The sequence below is a fragment of the Ancylobacter sp. TW_SC_1 genome (assembly GCF_056836805.1).
Map to the genome: position 1 here is coordinate 2,340,041 of NZ_CM166365.1, position 21,719 is coordinate 2,361,759.

Below are 21,719 nucleotides of genomic sequence, written 5' to 3' on the forward strand. Positions count from 1 at the left end.
GGCGGGGGCGATGACACAGAAACTGTGGACGGCGGTCGACGACTACATCGCCGACGCCCTCGTGCCGCCGGACGCGGCGCTCGACGGCGCCCTGGCGGCGAGCGAGGCGGCCGGCCTGCCGGCGATCAACGTCGCCCCCAACCAGGGCAAGCTGCTGATGCTGCTGGCCCGCATGGCCGGCGCGCGGCGCATTCTCGAAATCGGCACGCTGGGCGGCTATTCCACCATCTGGCTCGCCCGCGCGCTCCCGGCGGATGGGCGGCTGGTGACGCTGGAGCACGCGCCGGCCCATGCCGTCGTCGCCGGCCGCAACATCGCGGCGGCGGGGCTGGACGGGCTGGTCGAGATCCGCGTCGGGCCGGCCCTGGAGAGCCTCGCGGCGCTGCAGGTGCAAGGCGAGGCACCGTTCGACCTCGTCTTCATCGATGCCGACAAGCCCAACAACCCGCTTTATCTCGACTGGGCGCTGCGCCTGGCACGTGTCGGCACCGTCATCGTCGCGGACAATGTGGTGCGCGAGGGCGCGGTGATCGACGCCGCGCATCCCGATCCGCGCGTGCAGGGCGTGCGCGCCACCTATGACTGGTTCGCGCGCGAGCCGCGGGTGAGCGCGACGGCGGTGCAGACGGTCGGCGCCAAGGGCTATGACGGCTTGGCGGTCGGCCTCGTGACCGCGTGAGCCCGATCAGGGCAGGGCGGTCGTGACGGCGGTCGTGACGCCGGCCGGCGCTGCCGGAACAGCCTTCGCGGCCTTGCCGTTCGGGGTGACGTCGGCCGAACGCTGCTGCGCCTCGATATTGGCGATCACGCTGCGGCCGAGGTCGCGGGCGAAGCAGTTGTAGCCCCAGTCGTTCATGTGGAAGCGGTCCTTCCAGAGGAAGGACTCGAAGCCCATGCCGGCCTTCTCGTGCCATTCCCGCATCAGCGCGAAGCGGTGATAGACGCCGACGCCCTTCGCGGCGGCGACGGTGTCGATGAGGTTCACCATCGGGCCGGAATCGGCGTCGGCGAGCACGCGCGGGGCGTATTGCGGATCGACCAGCACGAGGTCGGCACCGATCGCCTGCACGCGGTCGATGGCCTCGACGAACAGGCGCTCGGCCGAGGCGAGGCCGTTGTCGCGGAACAGCGCGTTCACGCCCGACTGCCAGATCACCAGCGTCGGCTTGTAGGTGGCGACGTCGGTGTCGAAGCGCGCCAGCATCTCCGGCGCGTCCTGCCCGTTGACGCCGCGATTGACCACGGTGATGTCGGCGCCCGGGAAGCGCTCGCGCAGCATGGCCTGCAGCCGGTTGGGATAGGCCGCGTCGGGCGTGCTGGCGCCGGCGCCGGCGGTCGAGGAGGAGCCGATGGCGACGATCACCAGCGGTTCGCCGGCGCGCAGCTTCGCCGCGGTGCGGGCGAGCGGCACGCTGAGCCGGGCGAGCGATTTCGACGAGGGGCAGCCGGCGGGGATCAGCGTCTGGGCCATGGCCGGCAGGGGCGTCGATAGGCAGAGCGCGGCGAGGGCCAGGGAGCGGGCAAAGGGCAGATGGAGCATGTCAGCGGGAACCGAGGGCGCGCATTTCGACGCCGTCGACGATCATGCCGACCAGCAGCCGGCCGATGCATCGATGGACGTCGTCGAAAAGGGAGGGCGAGGGACGTGCGCTGTCGAAGTCGAAGATGCCTTCGTCTTCCCAGAAGCGCATGACGTTGTAGCGGTCGAAGAACGGCACGCCGGCCGAGCGCGCGGCCCAGTGCAGGGCATTGTTGTAGGGCGCGACGTCGAAGGCGAAGGCGGTGCGCGGGCTGTATTGCGGGCTGACGATGATCACGTCGGCACCGGCGTCGTGGGCGTAGCCGATGCCGGTATCCACCGCGTCCGAGAAGGCGGAGACGTCGGCGCCGAGGATGGCGTCATAGGTGCCGGTCTGCCAGATCATCAGCGCCGGCCTGGTCCGCTCCAGCGCCTCCGGCAACTCGTCGAGGATGGCCTCGGCGGTGGCGCGCGGCTCGTTGTGGGTGGTCACGACGACGCCGCCATCGGGGTAGCGGGCGCGCAGCGTCTCCTCGATGTAGCTCGGGAAGCTGCGCGGCATCGCGTCCTTCTCCGCCCCCGGCTTGGCCGCCTTCTTGGCCAGGGTGGAGCTGTTCAGCACCAGTATGGCGGTCGGCGTCTTCTTTTCCAGCGAGCGGGCGAGGCGCGGCAGCGGGAAGCCCGCCTTGGTGAGCGAGGAGGGGGCGGCGCACACGTTCGCGCTTTCGGCGAAGGCGCTGGACGCCACCGCCGAGGCAACAACCGTTGCGAGAATGACACCCCACATCCGCCGTATCACGATGAACCGTGCCGATCAGCCATCTTACGCGTCGCAATATCGCGCTCGACGCGAGCATACCACGACAGCAATGCCGAGAGAGTTACCATTAAGGCGATGCCGGCGACGCTGAGCGTCAACTGCATGGTCAGCGAGCCGGTCACCTCGTTCAGCACGAAATGTGCGGCAAAAGAGAGGAAGACTCCGAAGCAGAATACTTCGAGCGAATGCTGGCCGCACAAAATCAACGGCCACATCGCCCGCCAGCGCAGCATCAGCGAATCTATGGGTATCAACCGTACCACCACGACGGCGAGCGCCAGAAAATGCAGCAGGCGCAGCGGCGACAGGTCCGTCTTGCTGATCGGGTAGATGAACTCGCCGATTGCCTCGGGCACCAGCCCCTCGAGCGGGGGCCACCACCAGCTGATCACCACCAGCAGCGAGACGGCGAGGTAGAGCATCGCCACGACCAGGACGACCGGCGACTGGATGAGGCCGCCGAGCCGGTCGCTGCCGCCGAGACCGCACCAGCCGCCGAACACGAACAGGAACTGCCAGGCGAAGGGATTGAAGAACCACATCCGGTCCTCCGGATAGGCCGGCAGGTTGATGCCCCAGTGATTGGCGGCGCCCCACAGCAGCGCCGAGGCGGCGAGGGTGACGTCCGGCCGCCATTTCAGCGCGAACAGGATCGGCGGGAAGGTGGCGAGCAGGACGATGTAGAGCGGCAGCACGTCCATGTTGGCCGGGCGGAATTTCAGCAGCAGCGCCTCGACCAGCGCCACGTCCGGCTCGGCCAGGAACTGCAGCGCGCCCATCTCCTCGGCATAGAGCGGGTTTTCGAAACTGCCGACGACGTAGGAGATTTCCGCGAGATAGATGACGAAGAGAAAGATGAAGGCGACGTAGAGCTGCCAGGCGCGGCGCAATATGCGCGCCGAGGTGACGATCGACCCGCTGGTGTCGATCTGTCGGCCATAGACCATGGCGGCGGTGTAGCCGGAGATGAAGACGAAGATCTCGGTGGCGTCGGAGAAGCCGAAATTCCGGTTGGTGATCCAGTTCGCCACATTGTTGGGGACGTGGTTCAGGAAGATGAACCACAGCGCCAGCCCGCGGAACAGATCGAGCCGCAGGTCGCGGCCGGAGGCGGCGGATGGAGCCGGCCTTGCGGTCGGCTCCACAGCGTTGTCCGCCATGCCGGCGGGCGTCGCCGTCACTGCGAGAAGCTCACTTCTTCAGCCCGAAGCCGAGGAAGAGCACGGCGACGCCGTTGAAGATCAGGTCGATGCCGAGCAGCAGGCCGAGCACCCACAGGCCGCTCACCGGCCAGCCGGCGATGATCTCGATGCCGAGCAGGACGGCGATGACCGCCGAAAAGGCGATCCAGCCCCAGCCGTCGGCCGGACGGAGCTGGAAGGCCGCCACCAGACGGAACGCGCCGCCGATGATCAGCGAGATGCCCAGCAGCAGGGTCAGCATTTCGGCCGCGACCATCGGCACGACGATGGCGATGATGCCGGCGGCGAGGAACAGCAGGCCGTCCAGCAGCCAGAAGATGAAGGCGCCCCAGGTCTTCACCTGGAAGGCATGGACGATCTGCGCGCCGCCCGAGATCGCCATCAGCACGCCGATATAGAGCACCGAGACGACGGTGCTCAGCACGAGATTGCCGAGGGCAATCGCGCCGGCGATGATCATGAGCAGGCCGAGGGCGACGAACCACCCCCATTTGGCGCGCAGTTCGGAAAGATGTCCGGCGACCATGCCGCCGGGCGTCGGCGTCATCGAATCGGTGGGGAGAGACATGTGGTCGATCCTCTTCCTTGCTCGCCACGCCGGCAGCGCGGTAACGACTTCCCGCCCCCGGAGTTCCAGCGACTCGTCAGGCGACGAGCGGCCCATCGTATAGGGATGCCCGGCGTACCAGTAGTCGGGGAAAGACGGGATCGCGGTCTCGCGGCCCAGCCGGGTCCACAACGCACTGATTGACCAGCCACAGGTGCCCCATGCCAACCTCTTCCGACATGCCAACCTCTGCCGACATGCCGGTCGTTCCCGACACGGCGGCACACGCGCCGTCCGCCGACCTTTTCGGCGCGCCGGTGGCCGTGCCGGCGCAGCGTTTCGTCGCGCGCCTCGCCCGCACCCTCATCGCCGACGGCGCGGGTTTCGCCACGCGCGAGGTGCCGCAGCTTGCCGTGACGCTGGAAGGCGTGCCGGGCGACCGTCATGCCGGTCATGCCCGCGCGGCGGATGCGCGCGTGCCGTGGTATCGGCGCGGCACGCCGATCCGCAATGCGCGGCAGGTGTCCATCGTGGCGGCGGACGAACTCAGCGAGATCGCCCGCCGCCTCGGCGTGCCCGAGGTACGGCCGGAATGGATCGGCGCCAATCTGGTGATCGAGGGAGTGCGGTGCCTCACGCGGCTGCCGCCGGGGACGCGGCTGCATCTGGCCGGCGGGGCGGCGCTGGCGGTGGAAGGCGAGAACGCGCCCTGCCGCCATGCCGGCGCGGCGCTCGCCGCCCAGGTGCCGGGGCGGGAGGGGCTGGAACTGGACTTCGTGAAGATGGCGAAGGGGCTGCGCGGCCTCGTCGCCTGGGTCGAGTGCGCCGGCGATCTCGTCGCCGGCACGCCTATAGAGGTGCGGGTGCCCGAACAGCGGCCCTGGACCCGCTGACGCTCAGCGGACGGCGACGCCGGTATTGGCGACCGGCATGGCCGCGGTGGCGTCCGGCGCCGCGGCGGAGGCCGCGGTCGGCGGATTGCCCGGCAGCACCACGACCTTGGTGCCGACCTTCACCCGGTCGAACAGGTTCTCGACGTCCTCGTTCAGCATGCGGATGCAGCCCGACGACATGAACTGGCCGATGGTGGAGGGCTGGTTGGTGCCGTGGATGCGGTAGACCGTGCCGCCGAGATAGAGCGCGCGGGCGCCCATCGGGTTGCCGGGGCCGCCGGCCATGAAGCGCGGCAGGTAGGGCTGGCGCTCGATCATCTCCGCCGGCGGACGCCAGTCGGGCCATTCCGCCTTGCGGCTGATCTTCTCAGAGCCGGCCCAGGTGAAGCCCTCGCGGCCGACGCCGATGCCGTAGCGCTCGGCCTTGCCGCCGGGCAGCACGTAATAGAGGTAGGTGTTCGGCGTATCGATGACGAGCGTGCCGGGGGCTTCCTTCGTCACATAGTCGACGACCTGCCGCCTCAGATTCTCCGGCAGCGCCTTGGGCGGGCCCTCTTCGGGCTGATCTTCCGGCGGCAGCATGGCGACGCTGGAGCCATTTGCGCCGTAGCTGTTGCCGGTGCTCTGCGCCGTGCCGGCCGGGGGCTGGCTGTAGCTCGGCTGCGGCGCGACGGCGGCGGCATTGCCATAGGGCGAGGCCATGCCGGCCGGGGGCTGACCGGAATAGGCGCCAGCGGGATAGCCTTCCGGCTGCGTCGAGGGATGCGAATAGGGCGCGTTGGCGACCGGGGCGGCGCCAACGGGCGCACCCGGCACGCCGGCCGGCGGCTGCTGCGCCGCCACGCCCGGAGCAGGCTGGGCATAGGGGTCGCGCACGCCGGGCGGGGTCGCGCCATAGGTGGCGGCGGGCGCCGTGCCATTCGGCGAGGAGCCGTACGGATCGTAGGCGGCGGGCACCTCGACGTTCTCGTTCGCGCGGCTGCCTGTCGTGGCCTCATAGGCCGACTCGCCCTGCGCGGCGGGATCCTGCTCTTCGGCGGGATAATACTGGGCGCTGGCGGTGCCGACCGACGCCAGGACCGTGAAGGCGATAGCGGGAGCGAAGCCAAGGCGAACGACCATCATCAACCCTTAATCGAATCTGTCGACGCGGGAATGCGCCAGGAGTTTCGGCGAGGAAATGACGCAGGATCAAGGCAGGTTCAAGACCAGACTGGGTCACGAAATGGCGCATGGCCGGCCGATATGCGCGCCGCGCAGGGCCGATGCATTCGGGCCACACCTTACTCAGCGGTAGGCGGCTCCTGTCGCGCGGCGCGGTCGCGGTGCCAGCCCACCACGGCGTCCGGGTGGCAGTCGGTCGAGGCGAAATAGGGCTTGATGTCGAGCAGCGGCGTGCCGTCGAGGCAGTCCAGGCCGACCACGGAAAGGCGCCCGTCCTCGATGCCGAGCAGCCGCACGGCGCTCATCGCGATGGGGTTGGGCCGGGCCGGGCTGCGCAGCGCGAAGGTCCCGCGCCCCTCGCCATAGTGGCGCGGCGTCTGCACCACGAGATGGCGCGGCGCCCTGTCCATGAAATAGAGCAGCCAGAGATGGGTGGTGCCTTCCAGCCCCTTCAGGGCTGGCCGGTAGGCCGGATCGAGCTCGACCGTGCAGACCGCCGTCGATTCGTGGGAATTCTTCGGGCACTCGGCCCGGCTCTTCCACGGCGTGCGCAGGCGGCCGATGAAATAGAGCCCGGCATCGGGCGCCGCCGGCAGTTCGACCGTGACCTCGCCGGGCCGCACGCCGAAGCCGGTGCTGCCGTCCACGCCCGCCACTTCCGGGGATTGCGCCCCGCTTCGCGCCTCATCGTGCCGTGTCATGCCTGTGGTCATCCTGTGGTGGGCGTGGCGGTGCCGTCTCCGGCGTCATCGCGGCGGCGTCCGCCGCATGGGGAAAGCGGCGGGGAGGTGCCTCGGGGAGGTGCCTCTTGCGTCCTCTCGAAATAAGACATAAACATATCTTTATATCTTGTTTGGAGGTCTCGTGTCCGGTTCCCCGCTCGGCTTTGCGCTTCTGCTCGACGGCCTCAAGGCGGCCGGCGAGGACACGCGCCTGCGCCTGCTGGCGCTGATCGGCGAAGGCGAGCTGACCGTTTCCGAGCTTACCGAGATTCTGGGCCAGTCGCAGCCGCGAATCTCGCGCCACCTCAAGCTGCTGGCCGAGGCCGGGCTGGTCGAGCGGTTCCGCGAGGCGAGCTGGGTGTTCTACCGCCGCGCCGTCGACACGCCCGGCGCCGCGCTCACCGACGCCCTGCTGGAGCTGATGGCGCCGGACGACGACACTTTGCTGCGCGACCGCGAGCGGCTGGAGGCGGTGCGTGCCGCCCGCGCGGCCCATGCGCAGGACTATTTCCGCGCCCATGCCCATGAATGGGACGTCATTCGCCGGCTGCATGCGCCGGAGGACGAGGTCGAGGCGGCGATCCGGCAGGCGCTGGAGGGCCAGCCCGTCGGCAGCCTGCTCGATCTCGGCACCGGCACGGGGCGCATCCTCGAACTCTTCGCCGACGAGATGGAACGCGGGGTCGGCATCGACCAGTCGGCCGAGATGCTGGCCGTCGCCCGCGCCAATCTGGAGCGCACGGGCGTGCGCAACGCCACGGTGAGGCAGGGCGACATCTACAATCTCGCCTTGCCGCGTGACGCCTTCGACGTGGTGATCATCCACCAGGTGCTGCATTTCCTCGAAGACGCGCCGCGCGCCCTCAAGGAGGCCGCGCGCGTGCTGCGGCCCGGCGGGCGCCTGCTGGTGGTCGACTTCGACCCGCACGATCTCGAATTCCTGCGCGAGCAGCACGCCCACAGGCGGCTCGGCTTCGCACCGGAGATCATGGAAAACTGGCTCCATCAGGCTGGCCTGAACCCGCTGTCCCATCGCCTGCTCGCCCCGCATGGCGACGGCAAGCTCACCGTTTCGCTCTGGCTGGCCCGCGACCCGCGCGTCGCGCTGGCGAAGGCCCAACAGAACAAGGAGGTCGCCTGATGTCGTCGGATGTCGAGCGCCGCAGCCGCCGCGCCGGCGGGCGGCCGATTTCGGTCTCGTTCGAGTTCTTCCCGCCGAAGACGCCGGAAATGGAGGCCACGCTGTGGAACTCCATCACCCGGCTGGCGCCGCTGGCGCCGAAATTCGTCTCGGTGACCTATGGCGCCGGCGGCTCCACCCGCGAGCGCACCCATACGACGGTCGAGCGCATCGTGAAGGAAACCCGCCTCGCGCCCGCCGCCCATCTCACCTGCGTCTCCGCCACGCGGGGCGAGGTCGACGAGGTGGTGCGCGGCTACTGGGACGCCGGGGTGCGCCACATCGTGGCGCTGCGCGGCGATCCGCCGGGCGGCGTCGGCCACCAGTATGAGCCGCATGCGGAAGGCTACCGCAGCACGGCCGAGCTGGTCGCCGGCATCCGCCGCATCGCCAATTTCGAAGTGTCGGTTTCCGCCTATCCCGAGAAGCACCCCGAGAGCCCGTCCTTCGACACCGATCTCGACATCCTCGCCGCCAAGGTCGATGCCGGGGCGACGCGCGCCATCACCCAGTGCTTCTTCGATAACGACCTCTATTTCGACTATCTCGACAAGGTGCGGGCGCGCGGCATCGACGTGCCGGTGGTGCCGGGCATCCTGCCGGTCTCCAACTTCAAGCAGGCGAGGAACTTCTCGGAGAAGACCGGTACCTTCATGCCGGACTGGCTGGCGGCCCGCTTCGAGGGGCTCGACAACGATCCCGAGACGCGCAAGCTGATCGCCGCCGCGGTGGCGGCCGAGCAGGTCTTCGACCTCGTTGATCGCGGCGTCACCGAGTTCCACTTCTATACGCTCAACCGCGCCGACCTCGTCTACGCCGTCTGCCACCTGCTGGGCATCCGCCCGCCGCAGGAGGCCGATGGGGCCGGCGGGCAGGGAAACGGCCAGGCGGCCGCCTAGTATTCACGGGGGCGTGCTTAACCTCTCCCCGTCGGGGAGAGGTCGGCCCGCAGGGCCGGGTGAGGGGCCTTGGATGACCGGATTGAAAGAGCCCGACGTCTAAGGCGGGATCAAACAGAAGCTGAAAAGCTGCTCTGGTCCCGTCTCCGGGATCGGCGGCTGGATGGCTGGAAGTTTCGACGGCAAACACCAATTGACCGCTTCACGGTCGATTTCCTCTGCCCCGACGCCAAACTGGTGATTGAACTCGACGGTGGTCAGCACTCCGTCGAGGTTGATAGCGAGCGGACGCAGATGATCGAAGCCTGTGGCTACCTGGTCATCCGCTTCTGGAATAACGACGTGCTGATGAATCCAGACGGGGTCCTTCTGCGCATTCTTGAAACCTTGCGCAGCGGGGGCACCCCTCACCCCAACCCTCTCCCCAGCGGGGAGAGGGAGTAGAAAAACGGTTACGTGATGTCCAAGACGATAGCCAACGCCGACACCCTCAAGGCCCTGCGCGATGCCGCCACCCAGCGCATCCTCGTGCTCGACGGTGCCATGGGCACGATGATCCAGCAGCTCAAGCTGGACGAGGCCGGCTATCGCGGCGAGCGGTTCAAGAGCTGGAATCGCGACCTCAAGGGCAATAACGACCTGCTCAACCTGACGCTGCCGGACGCGGTGCGCGACATCCACCTGGCCTATTTCATGGCCGGGGCCGACATCGTCGAGACCAACACCTTCTCCGGCACCACCATCGCCATGGCCGATTACGGCATGGAGAGCCTAGTCTACGAGATCAATTTCGAGGGCGCGAAGCTCGCCAAGGAAGCGGCGCGTCTCGCGGAGCAGAAGGACGGCCGCCGCCGCTTCGTCGCCGGAGCCATCGGCCCGACCAACCGCACCGCCTCGATCTCGCCCGACGTCAACGACCCCGGCTTCCGCGCCACCTCCTTCGACGAACTGGCGACCGCCTATGGCGAGCAGGCCGCCGCGCTGGTCGACGGCGGGGCGGACCTGCTGCTGATCGAGACCATCTTCGACACGCTGAACGCCAAGGCGGCGATCTTCGCCATAGAGCGGCTGTTCGAGGAACGCGGCATCCGCCTGCCGGTGATGATCTCCGGCACCATCACGGATCTCTCCGGCCGCACGCTGTCGGGGCAGACGGCGGCGGCGTTCTGGTACGCGCTGCGCCATGCCGAGCCGTTCTCCATCGGCTTCAACTGCGCGCTCGGCGCCAAGGAGATGCGCGCCCATATCGACGATCTCTCGCGCCTCGCCGACACCTTCGTCTGCGCCTATCCCAATGCCGGCCTGCCCAACGAGTTCGGCCTGTATGACGAGAGCCCGGCGGCGATGGCCAAGCTGGTCGGCGAGTTCGCCGCCTCCGGCCTCGTCAACATCGTCGGCGGCTGCTGCGGCACGACGCCGGACCATATCCGCGCCATCGCCGAGGCGGTCGCCCCGCACAAGCCACGCACGGTGCAGGAGATCGAGCCGCGTCTGCGCCTGTCCGGCCTCGAGCCCTTCGAGCTGACGCCGCAGATCCCATTCGTGAACATCGGCGAGCGCACCAACGTCACCGGCTCGGCCCGCTTCCGCAAGCTCATCACCAATGGCGACTACACCGCCGCGCTGGCGGTGGCGCGCGACCAGGTGGAGAACGGCGCGCAGGTCATCGACATCAACATGGACGAGGGCCTGCTCGATTCCGAGAAGGCCATGGTCACCTTCCTCAACCTGCTCGCCGCCGAGCCGGACATCGCCCGCGTGCCGGTCATGGTCGACAGCTCCAAGTGGAGCGTCATCGAGGCCGGCCTGAAGTGCATCCAGGGCAAGGGCATCGTCAACTCGATCTCCATGAAGGAGGGCGAGGACGCCTTCCGCCACCATGCGCGGCTGGTGCGCGCCTATGGCGCCGCCGTCGTCGTCATGGCCTTCGACGAGCAGGGCCAGGCCGACACCTATGAGCGCAAGGTGGAGATCTGCTCGCGGGCCTACCGCATCCTCGTCGACGAGGTCGGCTTTCCGCCCGAGGACATCATCTTCGACCCCAACATCTTCGCGGTGGCGACCGGCATCGAGGAGCATGCGGGCTATGGCGTCGCCTTCATCGAGGCGACCCGCGCCATCCGCCAGCAACTGCCCTACGCGCATATCTCCGGCGGCGTGTCGAACCTCTCCTTCTCGTTCCGCGGCAACGAGCAGGTGCGCGAGGCGATGCACGCGGTGTTCCTGTATCACGCCATTTCGGCGGGCATGGACATGGGCATCGTCAATGCCGGCCAGCTCGCGCCCTATTCCGAGATCGAGCCGGAGCTGCGCGAGGCGTGCGAGGACGTGGTGCTGAACCGCCGCGACGACGCCACCGAGCGCCTGCTGGCGCTGGCCGAGCGCTTCAAGGGCGGCGGCCGCGAGAAGAAGGAGGCCGATCTCACCTGGCGCACCTGGCCGGTGGAGAAGCGCATCGCCCATGCGCTGATCAACGGCATCACCGAGTTCGTCGAGGTCGATACCGAGGAGGCACGCCAGTCCGTCGCCCGGCCGCTGCACGTCATCGAGGGGCCGCTGATGGCCGGCATGAACGTGGTCGGCGACCTGTTCGGCGCCGGCAAGATGTTCCTGCCGCAGGTGGTGAAGTCCGCCCGCGTGATGAAGCAGGCGGTGGCCTATCTCATGCCCTTCATGGAGCAGGAGAAGCTGGACAACGGCTCGACGGAGGATTCCTCGGCCGGCAAGATCCTGATGGCGACGGTGAAGGGCGACGTCCACGACATCGGCAAGAACATCGTCGGCGTCGTGCTCCAGTGCAACAATTACGAGGTGATCGACCTCGGCGTGATGGTGCCGGCGGCGAAGATCCTCGAAGTCGCCAAGGCCGAGAAGGTGGACGTGATCGGCCTGTCCGGCCTCATCACGCCGTCGCTCGACGAGATGGTGCATGTCGCCGCCGAGATGGAGCGCGAGGGCTTTGCCGTGCCGCTGCTGATCGGCGGGGCGACGACCTCGCGCGTCCACACGGCGGTGAAGATCGCCCCGCAATATGTGCGCGGGCAGGCGGTCTATGTGACCGATGCCAGCCGGGCGGTGGGCGTCGTCTCCAACCTGCTGAACGACAACACCCGGGACGACTATGTCGCGAACCTGCGCGCCGAATACACCAAGGTCGCCGACGCCCATGCCAAGTCCGACCGCAACAAGGTGCGGGTGAAGCTGGAGGATGCGCGCGCCAACCGGCTGGCGCTGGACTTCGATGCCTACCGGGCGCCGGTGCCGACCTTCCTCGGCACGCGGGTGTTCGACGACTACGATCTGGGCGAGCTGGTGCCCTATATCGACTGGACGCCGTTCTTCCAGTCCTGGGAGCTGACGGGGCAGTACCCGCGCATTCTCGACGACGAGAAGGTGGGGGTGGCGGCGCGCGCGCTCTATGACGATGCCCGCAAGATGCTGGACAAGATCGTCGCCGAGAAGTGGCTCACCGCCCGCGCGGTGGTCGGCTTCTGGCCGGCGAACGCGGTGGGCGACGACATCGTGCTGTTCGCCGATGACAGCCGCGCCACGGAGCGCGCCACGCTGCACACGCTGCGCCAGCAGATGGCCAAGCGCGAGGGGCGGACCAATCTCGCGCTCGCCGATTTCATCGCCCCGAAGTCGACCGCCGTGCCCGATTATGTCGGCGGATTCTGCGTGTCGACCGGTTTCGGCGAGCAGGAGCGCTCGGACGCCTTCAAGGCGGCGCATGACGACTATTCCGCGATTCTTCTCAAGGCGTTGGCCGACCGTCTTGCAGAAGCGTTCGCAGAGCGCATGCACCAGCGCGTGCGCACGGAATTCTGGGCTTATGCGCCGGATGAAGTCCTTGATAATGAGAATCTGATTCAAGAAGCCTATCGCGGCATCCGCCCGGCGCCGGGCTATCCGGCGCAGCCGGACCACACCGAAAAGGCGATTCTTTTCAATCTGCTCGACGCGACGGCTGAGATCGGAGTCGAGTTGACCGAGAGCTTCGCCATGTGGCCGGGGGCGGCGGTCTCGGGCCTCTACTTCGCCCATCCCGACGCTTCATATTTTGGTGTAGGACGGATCGAGCGCGACCAGGTCGAGGACTATGCCGCGCGCAAGGGCATGAGCGTCGAGGAGGCCGAGCGCTGGCTGGCGCCGGTGCTGAACTACGACCCGCTCAGCCACAAATCCGTGGCGGCCGAGTAAGGCGATGAGCGCGATCGACGAGGACACGCGGCGGGTGCTCCTGTGGGCCCTCGTCGCCGTGCTGGTCTGGGCGGCGCTCGCCTATGTGATGCTGCCGCGCCTGTGGAGGCATCACGAGCACCAGCCCGGCATCAAGCACATGCCGATGGTGACGCAGACCAAGCAGGGCATTCCCGGCGACCCGATCGATGTCGGGCTGGTCGGCACGCAGGACGACATCATCCACGCGATGATCGCCGCCGGCTGGATGCCGGCCAACCCGATCACCCTGAAATCGAGTATCGCCATCGTCGGCTCGGTGCTGCTGCGCCGGCCCGATCCGCAGGCGCCGGTGAGCCCGCTCTTCTATGACGGGCGGGTCGAGGACCTCGCCTTCGAGAAGGAGGTCGGCCGCAGCGCCGACCAGCGCGACCATGTGCGCTTCTGGAAGGTGCTCGACAATGGCAAGGATGGCGGGCCGGTCTGGCTGGGCTCGGCGACCTATGACCGGGGCGTCGGCCTCAGCCACTATACCGGCGCCGTCACCCATCACATCGGGCCGAATGTCGACAAGGTGCGCGACCTGCTGATCGGCGACCTCAAGGCCGCCGGCATGGTGCAGATGGTCTATCAGGTGACGGGCCTCGGCCCGACGCTGTTCGGCCGCAATGGCGGCGGCGATCCCTACTACACCGACGGCGAAATCTGGTTCGCCAAGCTGACGGCGGACGGCAAGAAGAACCCCAACCCGCCGACCCTCGTCGCCCCGCCGCCGGCAGTGGGCCTCAAGGACGCGATCTGGAGCGCGGCCGCGCAACTCGTCGGCGTGAACTGAAGAGGTCCGGCGACGGGTTGGCCCGTCGCCGGATTCCACGTCAGGGATGGCCGGCGATCACTGGCTGGCCGGTTGCCAGAGGGTGACGATGCTGGTGTCGACCTCGCGGGGCAGCAGCTTCTCGGTGAAGAAGGCGTTCGCGATGTTCTGCTGTTCCGCGAGGCCGGCCTTGGTCACGGCACCGACCTTGTAGCTGCGCCGGCCATTGGCGACCTCGATCGCCGCGGCGTCGATGTTCCACAGCTTGGCGAGCGCGGCGGCAGCCTCCTTCGGATTGGCCTTCACCCAGTCGCCCTTGGCCTTGAGCCGGTCGAACAGGATGGCGATGACCTTGTCACCATTCTTCGCGAACGGTTCCGACGCCAGGTAGTAGCGCTTGTAGCTGGCCAGCCCGCCCGTGCCGTCGGCGAGGATGCGCGCATTCGACTTGGCCTGCGTGGTGGCGAGGAAGGGATCCCACGCCACCCAGGCGTCGACATTGCCGCCGACGAAGGCGGCGCGCCCATCCGCCGGCGTCAGATAGGCGGCGTCGATGTCCTTGAAGGCGAGGCCGGATTTCGCCAGCGCGGCGAGCAGCAGATAGTGGCTGCCGGCCCCCTTGGTGACGGCGACCTTCTTGCCCGTGAGGTCGGCGACCCCGGCGATGGCGGAGCCGTCCGGCACGAGGATGGCCTGTGCGGACGGCGACGGTGCCTCCTCGGCGTAGAACACCAGCTTGGCGCCGGCCGCCTGGGCGAAGACCGGCACCGTGTCGGCGACGTCGGCGCTCAGGTCGATCTTGCCGAGATTGAGCGCTTCCAGGAGCGGCAGCCCGCTGGTGAATTCGTGCCAGCTCACCTTCACCCCGAGCGGTTCCAGCGCCTTCTCCAGCTCTCCATCGGCCTTGAGCAGGGCGACGAGGGTGGAGGAGCGCTGATAGCCGATGCGCACCGTGTCGGGCGTCTGGGCACCCAGGCGTCGGCTGGCGAGAGGACTGGCGGCGGCGAGCGCGCCGGCGGCGAGGCCGAGCAGCGCGCGGCGGGACGGGGAAGGGATCATGTTCATATCTCCATTAGTATATAGATTTAATATTCTATTGGAGATGATTGTCCAGAGCCTCGAGACATCCGGCTGTTGCGACAATGGAAGCCGGGCCGGAAACGACGAAACCCCGGGCGTCGCCGCCCGGGGTTTCGAAATGCGCGATCGCCGCGGCGATCAGAACTTGTAGTTGATGCCGGCCTTCACGGTCTGCAGCTTCACGTCGACATTGGTGCTGGCGTCGCTGTCCCAGTTGATGTCGCCGAGATCGGCGTAGAGATACTCGACCTTGACCGTCCAGTTGTCGGTGACGGCGTATTCGCCGCCCACGCCGACGGTCCAGCCCCACAGCGTGTCGCTGACCGAGGCGTTACCCGAGAAGCCCGGGCTGTAGACGCCGCCGAAATAATTGTCCCACTGCTCGGAGACCTTCACGTTGCCCCAGGCGAGACCGCCGGTGACGTAGGGCAGGAAGCGGTCGAAGGCGTAGCCGAGCCGGGCGCGGACGGTGCCGAACGACTCGATCTCGGTGCGGATGGAGCCGAAATCCTGCTCGGTGATGCCGCCGACGTCGTCGGTCGAGGTGTAGTTCAGCTTGTCGCTCAGCGAGCCGAACTGGGCGTCGGCTTCGATGCCGAGAACGACATTGTTGCTGAACTGGTAATTATAGCCGACCTGGACGCCACCGAACCAGCCGCTCGGATCCGAGCCGCCGGTGTAGGCGACCGAATCCCAGTTGTTATAATAGTAGTCGAGATAGCCGGCCCACGGCGCGGAGCCGTCGCCCCAGCCATAGCCGGCATTGCCGCCGAGGTAGAAGCCGGACCAGGAGAAGGCCGGGACGAAGGCGACGACCGGAGCCTTGACCGGATAGGAGAGATCGGCGGCGACGGCCGGAGCGGCGAGCGCGGCAACCGCGATGCCGCCGAGGAAAAGTGACCTGATACGCATGGATACGCCCCCAGAGAGGATAAGAGGGCGTTACCCTAGCGTTAACGTGCTTAACAAACCGTCACGTCCGGGCGTCCGGAGACCGGGCCGGCGCGGCTTAGACCCTCGCCGGCGCACAAAGTTCCGGGGTGTGGCTCTCAGGCCGCACCGATCGCCCGTTCGAGGAACCGCGCCACGTCTAGCATCTGCCTGTCGCGTCCGAAGCGGCCGACGAGCTGCACGCCGATCGGCAGACCGGTCGTGCCGGTGAGACCGGTGACGTTCACGCAGGGGGCCCCGCTGAGCGTCCACAGCCGGCAGAAGGCCGGCGAGCCGGTGGAGGCGAAGCCTTCCGGCGCCTCGCCGGTGCCGGCGAAGGTCAGCAGCGCGTCATATTCGGCGAACATGTCCGCCAGCGCATGGCGCGAGCGCCGGGCGAGCCGCCGCGCCGCGTCGTACTGGTCCGGGGTGATCGCCATCGCGGTTTCGAGATAGGCGGCCAGGGTCGGCGAGAGCTGCGCGCGATGGCGGTCCCATTCATCGGCGAAGGCGAGGGCGGCCTCGTAGCCCTGCATCGCGATGGTGGCCTCGTCGCCGCCTTCCACCGCCGCCGGCAGGTCGATCCGCGTCACGCGGGCGCCGGCCCGCTCGGCCGCGCGGGCGGCGGCATCCAGCGCCGCATGGGCGTCGTCGGCGGCGAGGTGGTCGCGCGGCGTCTTCACCAGCGCGATGCGTGGCGCCGGCGCCTCGGCGTCGAGCGTGAAGTCGCGGCCGGTGATCGCCCCGGCGGCGAAGGCGACGTCGGCGACATGGGCGCCGAACAGCCCGATCGTGTCGAGCGACCAGGCGAAGGGCTTCAGCCCGAGCACCGGCAGCAGCTTGAAGGAGGGCTTGTAGCCCGTCACGCCGCAATAGGAGGCGGGGCGGATGACGGAGCCGCCGGTCTGCGTGCCGATGGTGATCGGCAGCATGCCCGCCGCCACCGCCGCGGCCGAGCCGGCCGAGGAGCCGCCCGGCGAATGCGAGGTCCGGCGCGGGTTGCATGTCACGCTCGGCTGCATGAAGGCGAATTCGGTGGTCACGGTCTTGCCGGCGACGAGCCCGCCGGCGCGCGCGATCATCCGCACCACCGCCGCGTCGGCCACCGGGCGGTAGCCGGCATAGAGCGGGCTGCCGCGCTCGGTGGGGAAGTCCACGGTGTCGAGTATGTCCTTGATGCCGACCGGCAGGCCGGCGAGCGGCGTCTGGCCGAGGCCGGGCGCTCGCGAGCGGGCGAGCAGCGCGTCGAGATCGAGGCTGGCGAAGGCGTGGACCGCGTCCTCGCGGTCACGGATCGCCTCGATGCAGCGCTCGGCGACGTCGGTGGGGGTGAGGCGGCCGGCGCGGACGGCCTGGGCGAGGGCGGCAGCGGAGAGCATCTCTGTCATGGGGCAAAGCCTGTTGCACGTGCCCGGGCGGCGGGCAAGAGGGGCGAGGGCGATCCGGGAGCCCCTTTTGCGACCGGACGCCGGGAGCGCCGATTGACCGTTCGGACGCGCCAACGGCCGGCCCTTCGGAAAAATCTGGCATGCCGCATGCAATATGATCCCGGTGTCGATCCCCCGCGAGGATTTACGCCGATGCAGATCGTTCTCACCTGTTCCGCCGATCTCGCCCGCAAGCTGATGACATCGCCGCGCCCCAGCTACTGGGGCAATCTCCACGCCATTCTCATCAAGGCGCACGATCCGTCGGCGGGCGTCTATCACTGGCCCCGCGTGCCGGAAACCGACGAGATGAAGGGCATGGGCGGTCCTCGCTGAGCCGTCCTGCGGCCCGGTGGAACACGCCATCCCAAGGCGGGAAAACGTGAGTCGCCCGTAGGTTGCGTCCTTGCGGCGGTCTTGGCGCCGGAGCGCCGTCCTCGTTATGGTGAGGTGCGCAGCACGCCGCTGCCCAATGTCTGGCGGAAACGATGCGCGGCGCCACCTTTCTCCTCGTCATCAATTTCAGCATAGGTCTCGCCTTCGCCGCCGCCTTTCTCGGCCTGTCGTGGCGGGCGGGCATCGCCCTCGGCCGGTGGTGCGCGGCCGGTTTCCTGTGCGCGGCGGCGACGGCGGCGACGGAGGCGCTGGTTCCCCTGATTTCGCAGGAGCGGCTCGTCTCGCTGACCTCCTCCTCGCTGCTCATGCTGGCGCTCACCCTCATCGCGGTCGGTATCGCGCAGCACTACCGGCCCGGCGCTTCGGTCCGCTCCATCGTCGTTCTCTTCGTCGTCGCCGAGGCGCTCAACCTGACGATCCGCTACGATCTCCCGCGCGACACGCTGGCACACGGGTTGATCTATCAGGGTCCCTACGCCGCCGTGCTGGTCCTGGCCGCCGCCCACATGTTGCGCGCGCAGCGGCGCGGGCCGGCGGATCGCGTGCTTGCCGGCGTGCTCGTGGTCAGCGCGCTCTACTTCCTGGCCAAGGGAGCGCTGCCGCTCTTCGCCGGCTCGGGCATGCCGGGGGTGCGCGACTACCTGATGAGCATCTATGCCTACTATTCGCAGACGGTCGGTGCCGTGCTCTCGTTGCTGCTCGGCCTGTCCCTGCTGGGCGTCCTCCTCTCCGAGGTGGTGATGGAGACGGCCCGCCGGCTGCAGCACGATTCGCTCTCCGGCACGCTGAACCGCGCTGCCTTCATCGAGCGGGCGAGCGCGATGCTGGCGACGCCGGGACCACGGCGGCGGGCTTGCCTCATCATGAGCGACCTCGACCATTTCAAGTCGATCAACGACCGCTTCGGCCACGCGGCGGGCGACGAGGTGATCGGCACGTTCGGGCGGGTTCTGATGGAAGAGGCCGGCCGGGGCGGGCTGTGCGGGCGGCTCGGCGGCGAGGAGTTCTGCCTGCTGGTGCCGATCGGCGACGCCGAGGAGGCGCGCGAGCGGCTCGCGGCGCTCCGCCTGGCCTTTGCCGGGCAAACCTTCCGGCTGGTGCCGGAGGACGTGCGGGTCACCGCCAGCTTCGGCGCCGTGCTGGCCGGGGCGGGCGAGGCTTTCGAGGACATGTTGCGTCGGGCCGACATGGCGCTCTACGCGGCGAAGGCCGCCGGCCGCGACCGCTACGTGCTGGCCGACCCGCAACAGCGGCCGGCGGCCGTTCTCGCGCGGGCCGGCATGCGGGAGCCGTCGCGCTGAACGGGCCGGGCGGACGGTTCGGGCATCCATCGAAAACGCTTATGACATCCGCGCGGAATTTCGTTTGAGTGCTTGCGTTTAGCGCGCTAAGCGCGGATCGTTCGCAACGGGTCGGGGCGTTTAAGCATGAACATTCTGTCGATTCAGTCCTGGGTGGCCTATGGGCATGTGGGCAATGCCTCGGCCATGTTTCCGATGCAGCGCCTCGGTCACGAGGTGTGGGGCCTCCATACCGTCCAGTTCTCCAACCACACCGGCTATGGCGCCTGGCGCGGCGAGGTGTTCGGCGCGGACCTGATCCGCGAGCTGGTCGGCGGCCTGGAAGACCGCGACGTGCTGCCGCGCTGCGACGGCGTGCTCTCCGGCTATATGGGCTCGGCCGAGATCGGCGACGCCATCCTCGACACGGTCGGACGCGTCAAGGCGGCCAACGCGGCCGCGCATTATTGCTGCGATCCGGTGATCGGCGATGTCGGGCGCGGCATCTTCGTGCGGCCCGGCATTCCCGAATTCATCCGCGAGCGCGCGGTGCCGGCGGCCGACCTGATCACCCCGAACCAGTTCGAGCTGGACTATCTCTCCGGCCGAAGCTCCTCGACGCTCGACGAGGCGATCGCCGCCTGCGACGCGGTGCACGCCACCGGGCCGCGCGTCATCATGGTCACCAGCCTGCATACCGAGGACACGCCCGCCGATTCCATCGACCTGATGGCCTCCGGCCCGGACGGGCGCTTCCGCGTGCGCACGCCCAAGCTCGACATTTCGGTGAACGGCGCCGGCGACGCCATCGCGGCGCTGTTCTTCGTGCACTGGAAGGCGACGCACTCGACCGCCGAGGCGCTCTCCAAGGCGGCCTCCTCGGCCTATGGATTGCTTGCCCGGACGGCCGCCGCGGGATCGCGGGAGATCCTGACCGTCGCGGCCCAGGATGAATTCGTCACGCCGTCCCATATCTTCACGCCGGAGAAGATCTGACCGCCATGGCACGCCGCTTCGTCGTCCTCGACGTCTTCACCGACCGGACCCTGTCCGGCAACCCGCTGGCCGCCGTGCTCGACACCGAGGGGCTCGACGGCAACCACATGCAGGCCATCGCCCGCGAGTTCAACCTGTCCGAGACGGTCTTCATCCTGAAGCCGCAGGAAGAGGAGAGCCGGGCCAGGCTGCGCATCTTCACCATCAATCACGAGCTGCCCTTCGCCGGGCATCCCACCGTCGGGGCGGCGGTGCTGCTCGCCATCCGCGACGGCGTCGAGACCTCGACCGACTTCGTGCTGGAGGAGAATGTCGGGCCGGTGGCCTGCCATGTGACCGTGAAGCGCGAACGCTCCGGCAGCGCCACCTTCACCGTGCCGCGCATACCGGAGATCATCGACGCCGAGCCGATGAGCCGGGAGGACTGCGCCCAGGCGCTGGGCCTCGACACCTCCGACATCGGCTTCGACGACTATCGCCCGGTCGTCGCCTCGGCGGGGGTGCCCTTCGTCTGCGTGCCGCTGGCCTCGCGCTCGGCGCTGGCGCGCATCAGCCCGAGCGCCGCGCGGCTGATCTCGACCTTCGGCGGCGGGGCGGACTCGGTCTATGTGTTCTGCCGCGACGAGGACGGGGAGGGCGACTTCCGCGCCCGCATGTTCGCCGCCAATATGGGCATCGACGAGGACCCGGCCACCGGCTCCGCCGCCGCCTCGCTGGCGGCGGTGCTGCTCGCCGGCGAGAAGCCGGGCGACGGCTTCCACGCCTTTGACATCCTGCAGGGCGTCGAGATGGGCCGGCCGAGCCTCGTGCGCCTCGGCCTGCAGGTGGCCAGCGGCGAGCTGACCGACGTGACCATCGGCGGCGGCGCGGTGATCGTCTCGGAAGGCGTCATCCATGTCTGAGCGGCGGTGTGCGGCGGGACGGGCGGGCGCGTGACGCCCGGGTCGCCGACCGCGCCGGCGCTGATCGAACTCGACGAGGTCGAGGCGCGCTTCCTGCCGGAGCCTTACGTCTTTCCGGCCGAGGAGCGGGCGGCGATCGACGCCTATTATGCCCGGCGCCTCGCCGCCAATCCGCAACTGTGGAACGGCCGCATTCTCCTTCTGGCCGAGCATCGTTTCGAGGGACGCCGGCTCGTCAGCCGCTATGCCGAGAGCGACTACGCCTCCCTGCTCTGGCTGCTGGCGCAGGAGACCGCCCACCGGCAGGTGCGCGCCTGCTTCGCCATGGGCGCGCTGCGCGGCGCCGATGGCGGTTTCGTGCTGATCCGCATGGCCGGCTGGACCGCCAATGCCGGCCGCATCTATTTCGCCGCCGGCACGCCCGACCTCACCGACGTCACCGCCGACGGGCGGGTCGATCTCGAAGGCAATCTCCTGCGCGAATTGGCGGAGGAGACCGGCATTGCCGCCGCCGAGGTGGCGCTGGCGCCGCGCTGGACGGCGATCTGCGACGGGCGCCGCGTGGCGCTGATGCGCGAGATGTCCGCGCGCGAGGACGCGGCCGCGGTGGCCGCGCGCATCCGCCGCTTCGTCGCCGGCGAACACCGCTCGGAGATCGACGAGGTCATCGTGGTGCAGGGGCCGCAGGATGTCGACGCGGCGATCCCGCCGCTCGTTCGGCTCTATCTCGCCGAGGTCTGGGGAAAGGGTACAATGGGGCCGTGACTTT

General features: G+C 68.6%; 21 protein-coding genes. 12 read left to right on the forward strand and 9 right to left on the reverse strand.

What is annotated here, in order from left to right; translation table 11 throughout:
* Nucleotides 1-10 precede the first annotated feature (10 nt).
* Complete coding sequence (locus AC1PZ7_RS10810; protein ID WP_482359468.1) at nt 11-679, forward strand: O-methyltransferase; 669 nt, start codon at nt 11-13, stop codon at nt 677-679.
* Nucleotides 680-685: 6 nt separating this feature from the next.
* On the opposite strand, the gene AC1PZ7_RS10815 is transcribed toward AC1PZ7_RS10810, so the two are convergent.
* Genes AC1PZ7_RS10815 through AC1PZ7_RS10830 form a run of 4 tightly spaced genes read right to left on the reverse strand, consistent with a single transcriptional unit; the run spans nt 686 to nt 4,088 of the window.
* Nucleotides 686-1,540 (reverse strand): SGNH/GDSL hydrolase family protein, encoded by an 855-nt coding sequence (locus AC1PZ7_RS10815; protein WP_482359469.1) that lies wholly within the window; start codon nt 1,538-1,540, stop codon nt 686-688.
* A gap of 1 nt (nt 1,541) precedes the next feature.
* Entirely contained in the window at nt 1,542-2,306 is a 765-nt protein-coding gene (locus AC1PZ7_RS10820; protein WP_482359470.1) for a GDSL-type esterase/lipase family protein, read from the reverse strand.
* A gap of 8 nt (nt 2,307-2,314) precedes the next feature.
* Nucleotides 2,315-3,499: an OpgC family protein gene (locus AC1PZ7_RS10825; RefSeq protein ID WP_482359471.1), complete on the reverse strand. Its 1,185-nt coding sequence runs from the start codon at nt 3,497-3,499 to the stop codon at nt 2,315-2,317.
* Nucleotides 3,500-3,530: 31 nt separating this feature from the next.
* Nucleotides 3,531-4,088 carry an HdeD family acid-resistance protein gene (locus AC1PZ7_RS10830; protein ID WP_482359618.1) on the reverse strand — a complete coding sequence of 186 codons (558 nt, stop codon included), beginning with the start codon at nt 4,086-4,088 and terminating at the stop codon, nt 3,531-3,533.
* A gap of 221 nt (nt 4,089-4,309) precedes the next feature.
* Here AC1PZ7_RS10830 and AC1PZ7_RS10835 point away from each other — a divergent pair, with 221 nt between their 5' ends.
* Nucleotides 4,310-4,981: an MOSC domain-containing protein gene (locus AC1PZ7_RS10835; protein ID WP_482359472.1), complete on the forward strand. Its 672-nt coding sequence runs from the start codon at nt 4,310-4,312 to the stop codon at nt 4,979-4,981.
* A gap of 3 nt (nt 4,982-4,984) precedes the next feature.
* On the opposite strand, the gene AC1PZ7_RS10840 is transcribed toward AC1PZ7_RS10835, so the two are convergent.
* Nucleotides 4,985-6,106 carry a L,D-transpeptidase gene (locus AC1PZ7_RS10840; protein WP_482359473.1) on the reverse strand — a complete coding sequence of 374 codons (1,122 nt, stop codon included), beginning with the start codon at nt 6,104-6,106 and terminating at the stop codon, nt 4,985-4,987.
* Nucleotides 6,107-6,264: 158 nt separating this feature from the next.
* Entirely contained in the window at nt 6,265-6,846 is a 582-nt protein-coding gene (tsaA, locus tag AC1PZ7_RS10845) for a tRNA (N6-threonylcarbamoyladenosine(37)-N6)-methyltransferase TrmO (protein WP_482359474.1), read from the reverse strand.
* Between the two features lie 163 nt (nt 6,847-7,009).
* Between tsaA and AC1PZ7_RS10850 the strand changes: the two genes are divergently transcribed.
* The 5 genes from AC1PZ7_RS10850 to AC1PZ7_RS10870 all read left to right on the forward strand — a co-directional run bounded on the left by AC1PZ7_RS10850 (nt 7,010) and on the right by AC1PZ7_RS10870 (nt 13,960).
* A complete protein-coding gene (locus AC1PZ7_RS10850; protein WP_482359475.1) occupies nt 7,010-8,008 on the forward strand; it encodes an ArsR/SmtB family transcription factor in 999 nt (332 codons plus the stop codon).
* Nucleotides 8,008-8,946 (forward strand): methylenetetrahydrofolate reductase [NAD(P)H], encoded by a 939-nt coding sequence (gene metF / locus AC1PZ7_RS10855; RefSeq protein WP_482359476.1) that lies wholly within the window; start codon nt 8,008-8,010, stop codon nt 8,944-8,946. Before AC1PZ7_RS10850 ends, metF begins: the two co-directional genes overlap by 1 nt.
* A 69-nt stretch (nt 8,947-9,015) precedes the next feature.
* On the forward strand, nt 9,016-9,390 hold the full coding sequence (locus AC1PZ7_RS10860; protein ID WP_482359477.1) for an endonuclease domain-containing protein: 375 nt from the start codon (nt 9,016-9,018) through the stop codon (nt 9,388-9,390).
* Nucleotides 9,391-9,405: 15 nt separating this feature from the next.
* Nucleotides 9,406-13,146: a methionine synthase gene (gene metH / locus AC1PZ7_RS10865; RefSeq protein ID WP_482359478.1), complete on the forward strand. Its 3,741-nt coding sequence runs from the start codon at nt 9,406-9,408 to the stop codon at nt 13,144-13,146.
* A gap of 4 nt (nt 13,147-13,150) precedes the next feature.
* Nucleotides 13,151-13,960, forward strand: a complete 810-nt coding sequence (locus AC1PZ7_RS10870) for an LssY C-terminal domain-containing protein (protein WP_482359479.1) — start codon at nt 13,151-13,153, stop codon at nt 13,958-13,960.
* 57 nt (nt 13,961-14,017) lie between these two features.
* Here the strand turns inward: AC1PZ7_RS10870 and AC1PZ7_RS10875 are convergent, their stop codons facing one another.
* The 3 genes from AC1PZ7_RS10875 to AC1PZ7_RS10885 form a co-directional block, all read right to left on the reverse strand.
* The gene (locus tag AC1PZ7_RS10875) at nt 14,018-14,998 is read right to left on the reverse strand and encodes an aliphatic sulfonate ABC transporter substrate-binding protein (RefSeq protein WP_482359480.1); all 981 of its coding nucleotides are present in this window, start codon (nt 14,996-14,998) and stop codon (nt 14,018-14,020) included.
* Nucleotides 14,999-15,157: 159 nt separating this feature from the next.
* The gene (locus AC1PZ7_RS10880) at nt 15,158-15,931 is read right to left on the reverse strand and encodes an outer membrane protein (RefSeq protein ID WP_482359481.1); all 774 of its coding nucleotides are present in this window, start codon (nt 15,929-15,931) and stop codon (nt 15,158-15,160) included.
* A gap of 137 nt (nt 15,932-16,068) precedes the next feature.
* Entirely contained in the window at nt 16,069-17,337 is a 1,269-nt protein-coding gene (locus AC1PZ7_RS10885) for an amidase (protein ID WP_482359482.1), read from the reverse strand.
* A gap of 192 nt (nt 17,338-17,529) precedes the next feature.
* On the opposite strand from AC1PZ7_RS10885, the gene AC1PZ7_RS10890 reads away from it, so the two are divergent.
* The 5 genes from AC1PZ7_RS10890 to AC1PZ7_RS10910 all read left to right on the forward strand — a co-directional run bounded on the left by AC1PZ7_RS10890 (nt 17,530) and on the right by AC1PZ7_RS10910 (nt 21,715).
* Nucleotides 17,530-17,712: a hypothetical protein gene (locus AC1PZ7_RS10890; RefSeq protein ID WP_482359483.1), complete on the forward strand. Its 183-nt coding sequence runs from the start codon at nt 17,530-17,532 to the stop codon at nt 17,710-17,712.
* A gap of 152 nt (nt 17,713-17,864) precedes the next feature.
* Nucleotides 17,865-19,073, forward strand: a complete 1,209-nt coding sequence (locus AC1PZ7_RS10895; RefSeq protein WP_482359484.1) for a GGDEF domain-containing protein — start codon at nt 17,865-17,867, stop codon at nt 19,071-19,073.
* A 126-nt stretch (nt 19,074-19,199) separates the two neighbouring features.
* A complete protein-coding gene (gene pdxY, locus AC1PZ7_RS10900) occupies nt 19,200-20,048 on the forward strand; it encodes a pyridoxal kinase PdxY (RefSeq protein ID WP_482359485.1) in 849 nt (282 codons plus the stop codon).
* Nucleotides 20,049-20,053: 5 nt separating this feature from the next.
* The gene (locus AC1PZ7_RS10905; protein ID WP_482359486.1) at nt 20,054-20,950 is read left to right on the forward strand and encodes a PhzF family phenazine biosynthesis protein; all 897 of its coding nucleotides are present in this window, start codon (nt 20,054-20,056) and stop codon (nt 20,948-20,950) included.
* Nucleotides 20,951-20,980: 30 nt separating this feature from the next.
* The gene (locus tag AC1PZ7_RS10910) at nt 20,981-21,715 is read left to right on the forward strand and encodes an NUDIX hydrolase (protein WP_482359487.1); all 735 of its coding nucleotides are present in this window, start codon (nt 20,981-20,983) and stop codon (nt 21,713-21,715) included.
* Nucleotides 21,716-21,719 lie beyond the last annotated feature (4 nt).